Here is a 5,052-nt window from a genome sequence, read left to right on the forward strand (position 1 = left end):
CGGATGTCGCGTATGGTGCGGCCGTCGCCCTCGAGCTCCAGTCCGACGGCAGCGCTCGCCGCCGCGAACTCATAGGACTGGCGGTCGCGGACCTTGAGATAGGTCGAGCGCCGGGCCGCGGCCGAGCCCGGGATCTCGATGGCCGTGATCAGTTCGCCGGGGCGGATGTCGTGCTCGCGTTCGGCCGTGGCGCCAGGGGCGAGGAAAAAGTCCTCGACCTTCAGCTTCCGCTCGCCAAGATCGACCTCGGCGTCGAAGGCGACAAGCGCGATGGCAAGATCGCCCGGATAGGTGGCGATGCAGGCTTCGCTGGTGCCGAGCACCGCATGGCCGCGCGTGACGCCGCCGATCGCCGAGCAGCCGCTGCCCGGCTCGCGCTTGTTGCAGGCCGGGAAATTCTGCGGATCGCGGAAATAGGGACAGCGCGTGCGCTGCATCAGGTTGCCGCCGATGGTCGCCATGTTGCGGAGCTGCGCCGAGGCCGCCTGCCACAACGCTTCCGAAACCGCTGGGAAGTGGCTTTTCACCTCGGCGTTGTCGGCGACATGGCTCATCTTGGCCAGCGCGCCGATGACGGCGCGGTCGGCGGTTACATCAATGGCGTTGAGCCCTTCGATATGGCTGATGTCGATGACGGTGGCCGGTTCGGCGACGCCGCATTTGGCGAGATCGATGAGCGTCGTGCCGCCGGCAAGCAGCATGGCGCCGGGAAGGGCGGCCGCGTTGCGGGCGGCCTCGACGCTGTCGGCGCGAAGATAGGAAAAATCTCTCATGAGCGGAGTCCCTCGGCTGCCTGGCGGACGGCGGCGACGATGTGCGGATAGGCGCCGCAGCGGCACAGATTGCCGGCCATGTATTCGCGGATCTCCTCGTCGGAGCCGGCATGGCCCTCGCGGATGCAGGCCACCGCCGACATGATCTGTCCGGGCGTGCAATAGCCGCACTGGAAGGCGTCCTGTTCGAGGAAGGCGGCCTGCACGGCGTGCAGCGTGCCGTCTTCGTCGGCGAGCCCTTCTATTGTCGTGATCGAGCGTCCCTCGACCTGGGCGGCGAGCGTCAGGCAGGCCAGCACCCGCTCACCGTCGACATGAACGGTGCAGGCGCCGCACTGGCCCTGGTCGCAGCCCTTCTTGGTGCCGGTGAGGTGGAGCCGCTCGCGCAGCGCGTCGAGCAGGGTAACCCGCGGCTCGATATCGAGCGCGTGGTCACGGCCGTTGATGGTGAGGTGGATGGACAAGGTGGTGGGGCTTGCGCCATTGCTGGCCTGGCCGTTCCTGAAATGGCCGTCGTCGGGAGGATCGATGATTGTCTGGCTGGTCATGAGGCGTCGGGCTCCGATTGCTGGACGCTAGCGGGAGGGAAATGGGGCTTGGGAGGAGAGGGGCAAGGCGTCGAAGCAGCTAATCTCCCGCCTTGCGGGGGAGATGCCCGGCAGGGCAGAGGGGGTCGTCTCACGTAGAGCGCCAACGCCCTCGCGCGTCGCGCGCCAGCAAGGCGTTTCACGCGAGGCGACCCCCTCTGTCGCCTTCGGCGACATCTCCCCCTCGAGGGGGAAGATTAGGCGCTTACCCCGTGACATATCGCTTCCCCTGATTATATGATAAGACAACTCCACTAAAACGGAGGCGCCTCCGTTTATTTACGTGGGGGCTGACCCGCATGGGTTCAAGCCCCATATTGCGACAGTGGAGAAAAAACTGACTGAACAGCCCTCGGAGCCTGCCGAAAAGCCTGAAACGCCGGCGCCAAAGCCGCTGCGCGCCGACGCGCGGCGCAACCGCGACAAGCTTGTCGAGGCGGCGGCGCAGGCGTTTGCCGCCGAGGGTGTCGATGCCTCGCTGGAGGAGATCGCCAAGCGGGCAGGAGTCGGCATCGGCACGCTCTACCGGCATTTCCCGACGCGCGAGCATCTGGTCGAGGTGGTCTACCGCCGCGAGGTGGAAGCGCTCTGCCATGCGGCCGAGGAACTTGCCGGCGCTCATCCGGCCGATGTGGCGCTGGAACTCTGGATGCAGCGCTTCGTCGACTATATCGCCACCAAGCGCGGTCTGGCGACAAGCCTGCGGCTGTTGCTCACCACCAACTCGACGCTGTTCTCCGATACCTCAGGCCGCGTATCCGGCGCGCTGAAGGGGCTGGTCGAACAGGCCGCAGCTGCGGGGAAGATCCGCGCCGACGTCGATGCGTCGGACGTGCTGCATGCGCTGGGCGGCATCTACTCCGCCCCCAACACGCCCGACTGGCGGGACCGCTCGGGGCGGCTGGTGAAGCTCTTGATGGATGGGCTGAGGTTCGGGGCATCGGACGCGGCGAAAGCCGGCTGAAGCTCGGCTAGCCGGGAGCGCTTTGTCTGGTCCGGTTCCTAGCTGGTGATCCAGTCCGCAAAGGCCGACATCGCGGCGGTCGGTTCCCTGGACTTCAGCTTGGTCAGCCAGTAGCTGCCGAGCGATATGGAGGCCTGGAAAGGGCGCCTTATCGACCCCTTGCTCAGTTGTCGCGAAAACATCAGCGCCGGAGCCAGCGCAACGCCTGCCCCTTGTTCGGCGGCTTCCATCATCGCCAGTGAAGAATCGAAGACGATCGCGCTCGCGAAGTTCGCAGGCGCTTCCATGCCGGCGGCCTCGAACCAGCGGCTCCATTCGTCCTGACGGTAGCTGCGCAGCAAGGTAAGCGCGCCGAGGTCCTGCGGCGCGTGAAGCGTCGCCGCCAGTTCCGGCGTGCAAAGCGGCGTCAGAGGTGCTTCGAAAAGTTCCGTCGCATCAAGTCCATTCCAGGCGCCATTGCCGAAGCGGATCGAAAAATCCAATCCCTCGGCCGCTAGGTCGACGCGGTTGTTGTTGGTGGACAGGCGCAGCTCGACGAATGGATGGGTGCGCCGGAAGTCTTCCAGTCTCGGAAGCAGCCAGCCGACGGCGAAGGTTCCGACGGCGCCGACGACGAGCGGTTCGCGCAGTTTTCCAGATCCGACCCGCTCCAGCGATCGCGCCAGGCGGTCGAAGGCGTCGCCGACGATCGGCAGCAGAGCCTCGCCTTCCGCCGTGATCTTGAGGCCGCGAGGCAACCTGCGAAACAGCTGCACGCCGAGCCGCTGTTCGAGCGATCGAACCTGCTGGCTAACGGCGGCCTGCGTCACCGCCAGTTCGATGCCGGCACGTGTGAAGCTGAGATGCCTGGCCGACGCCTCGAAGGCCCGTAATGCATTGAGCGGCAGGTAAGGTCGAACCATCGATGCCCAAGATTATCTTGTAGCTGTTGCGATCATCGTTTGTAGCCGGTTCGAAGGGGTCATAAACCCGCATTCATCCGATCCAGAGGGAGCAGATCATGTGCAGCCGGCTTCGTCTCACCATCGCTGCCGTCGTCTTCGCCTGCGCGCCGGGCAGCCTGTCAGGCGCTCGCGCCGCCGATCAGGACGCCAAGATAAGGCAGCTCGTCGATGAGGCGGTGAAGCCGGTGATCGCCCAGTACGACATTCCGGGGATGGCCGTCGCCGTGTCCGTGAACGGCGAGCGCTTCTTCATCGACTATGGCGTGGCCGAGAAGGACACCCAGGCAGCCGTCACGCGCGATACGTTGTTCGAGCTCGGCTCGATCAGCAAAACCTTGACCGCGACGCTCGCGGCCTATGCCGAGGTCGAGGGCAAGCTCGCACTTGGCGACAAGGTCGGCAAGCACATGCCCGAGCTTCAGGGCAGCGCGCTGGGCGACGTCAGGCTGCTCGACCTCGCCACGCACACGGCCGGCGGTTTCCCGCTGCAACTGCCCGATATGGTGAAGACGCAAAAACAGCTCATCGCCTATTATCGCCAATGGAAGCCGCAATTCGCGGCCGCCACCACCCGCACCTACGCCAACCCGAGCATCGGCCTGCTCGGGATGGCCACCGCCAAGGCGATGGGCGCGAGCTTTCCGGCGCTGATGGAAAAACGGCTGTTGCCGGAACTCGGCTTGCGGCGAACTTACGTCAACGTCCCGGCCGCACAGATGAAATCCTACGCCTGGGGCTACAACCGCAACGACAAGCCTGTCCGCGTCACCCCGGCATTGCTCGCCGAAGAGGCCTACGGGATCAAGTCGAACGCAGTCGACATGATCCGCTTCATCGAGGCCAACATGGGCGTCGGCAAGGTGCCGGACGATGTCGCACGCGCGCTCGAAGCCACCCACACCGGTTATTTCCGCGCTGGCGAACTCATCCAGGATCTGATCTGGGAGCAGTATCCCTATCCGGTCGACCTGGCGAAGATCGTCGCCGGGAATGCCCAGTATGCTTCAGCCGATCCTGCAACTGCGATCGAGCCGCCGATGGCGCCACGCGCCGACGTGGTGCTCAACAAGACCGGCTCGACAAACGGCTTCGGCGCCTATGTCGCCTATGTCCCGTCGAGGAAGATCGGCATCGTCATGCTGGCGAACAAGGCTTACCCGAATGAGGCGCGAGTCAGGGCGGCCTACCAGGTGCTGTCGCGGCTCACCGACTAGCCGCTCGTCCGGTCACTTCGGTGCTGATTGGCCAATCCACTTTTCACCGGCGCACCGCCTGCGCCCCAAAAAACCTGCCCAAAAATGGAGAAACAGATGACCTCGATCACCCGGCGTTCAGCGCTTGCCGGCGCATTCGCATCCTTGCCGATCGTGCGTATGGCCCGCATCATCGTCGAGACGTTCGCAGGATAGTGCGGCCTGGGCGGCGCCGACGGCCGAACGGGGTCAAACCCGGCGACGGCGGCGTTTATGTTTTGAGGCGTTGAAACTGCCAATCTCCCTCCTTGCGGGGGAGATGCCCGGCAGGGCAGAGGGAGGTGCTGTCCCGCCAGCCTGTCAATTCTTGGCAGTCCCACATTCATCCTGTCGGTGAACCGATCCGGCCAACGGTAGCGTTCCTTCGCACCCCCCTCTGGCCTGCCGGCCATCTCCCCCGCAAGGGCAGGGCTATCGCATATGAGTAAAGAGTTCATAGAAGAAGTCTTTGCTCCAGTTGGCCCTGCGCATCTTGCTGGCGATTGGTTTGTCGAGGGGATGGGCAGCCAAGATGTTTTGGGCGAGCCTGCG

At 64.8% G+C, this 5,052-nt stretch carries 5 protein-coding genes; 2 read left to right on the forward strand and 3 right to left on the reverse strand.

Annotated elements, in window-relative coordinates; genetic code table 11:
- On the reverse strand, nt 1-773 hold a 773-nt coding region (locus EOA49_RS30130; RefSeq protein ID WP_127243535.1), incomplete at its 3' end, for an FAD binding domain-containing protein.
- A complete protein-coding gene (locus EOA49_RS30135) occupies nt 770-1,321 on the reverse strand; it encodes a (2Fe-2S)-binding protein (protein ID WP_127240728.1) in 552 nt (183 codons plus the stop codon). The genes EOA49_RS30135 and EOA49_RS30130, both read right to left, overlap by 4 nt.
- A 376-nt stretch (nt 1,322-1,697) precedes the next feature.
- On the opposite strand from EOA49_RS30135, the gene EOA49_RS30140 reads away from it, so the two are divergent.
- The gene (locus EOA49_RS30140; protein WP_127240734.1) at nt 1,698-2,324 is read left to right on the forward strand and encodes a TetR/AcrR family transcriptional regulator; all 627 of its coding nucleotides are present in this window, start codon (nt 1,698-1,700) and stop codon (nt 2,322-2,324) included.
- A 38-nt stretch (nt 2,325-2,362) separates the two neighbouring features.
- Here the strand turns inward: EOA49_RS30140 and EOA49_RS30145 are convergent, their stop codons facing one another.
- A complete protein-coding gene (locus EOA49_RS30145; protein WP_095801420.1) occupies nt 2,363-3,226 on the reverse strand; it encodes a LysR family transcriptional regulator in 864 nt (287 codons plus the stop codon).
- 98 nt (nt 3,227-3,324) lie between these two features.
- On the opposite strand from EOA49_RS30145, the gene ampC reads away from it, so the two are divergent.
- Nucleotides 3,325-4,482 (forward strand): class C beta-lactamase, encoded by a 1,158-nt coding sequence (gene ampC / locus EOA49_RS30150; protein WP_127240727.1) that lies wholly within the window; start codon nt 3,325-3,327, stop codon nt 4,480-4,482.
- Nucleotides 4,483-5,052 lie beyond the last annotated feature (570 nt).

The organism is Mesorhizobium sp. M1A.F.Ca.IN.020.04.1.1 (genome assembly GCF_003997315.1).
Classification (GTDB): Bacteria; Pseudomonadota; Alphaproteobacteria; order Rhizobiales; family Rhizobiaceae; genus Mesorhizobium.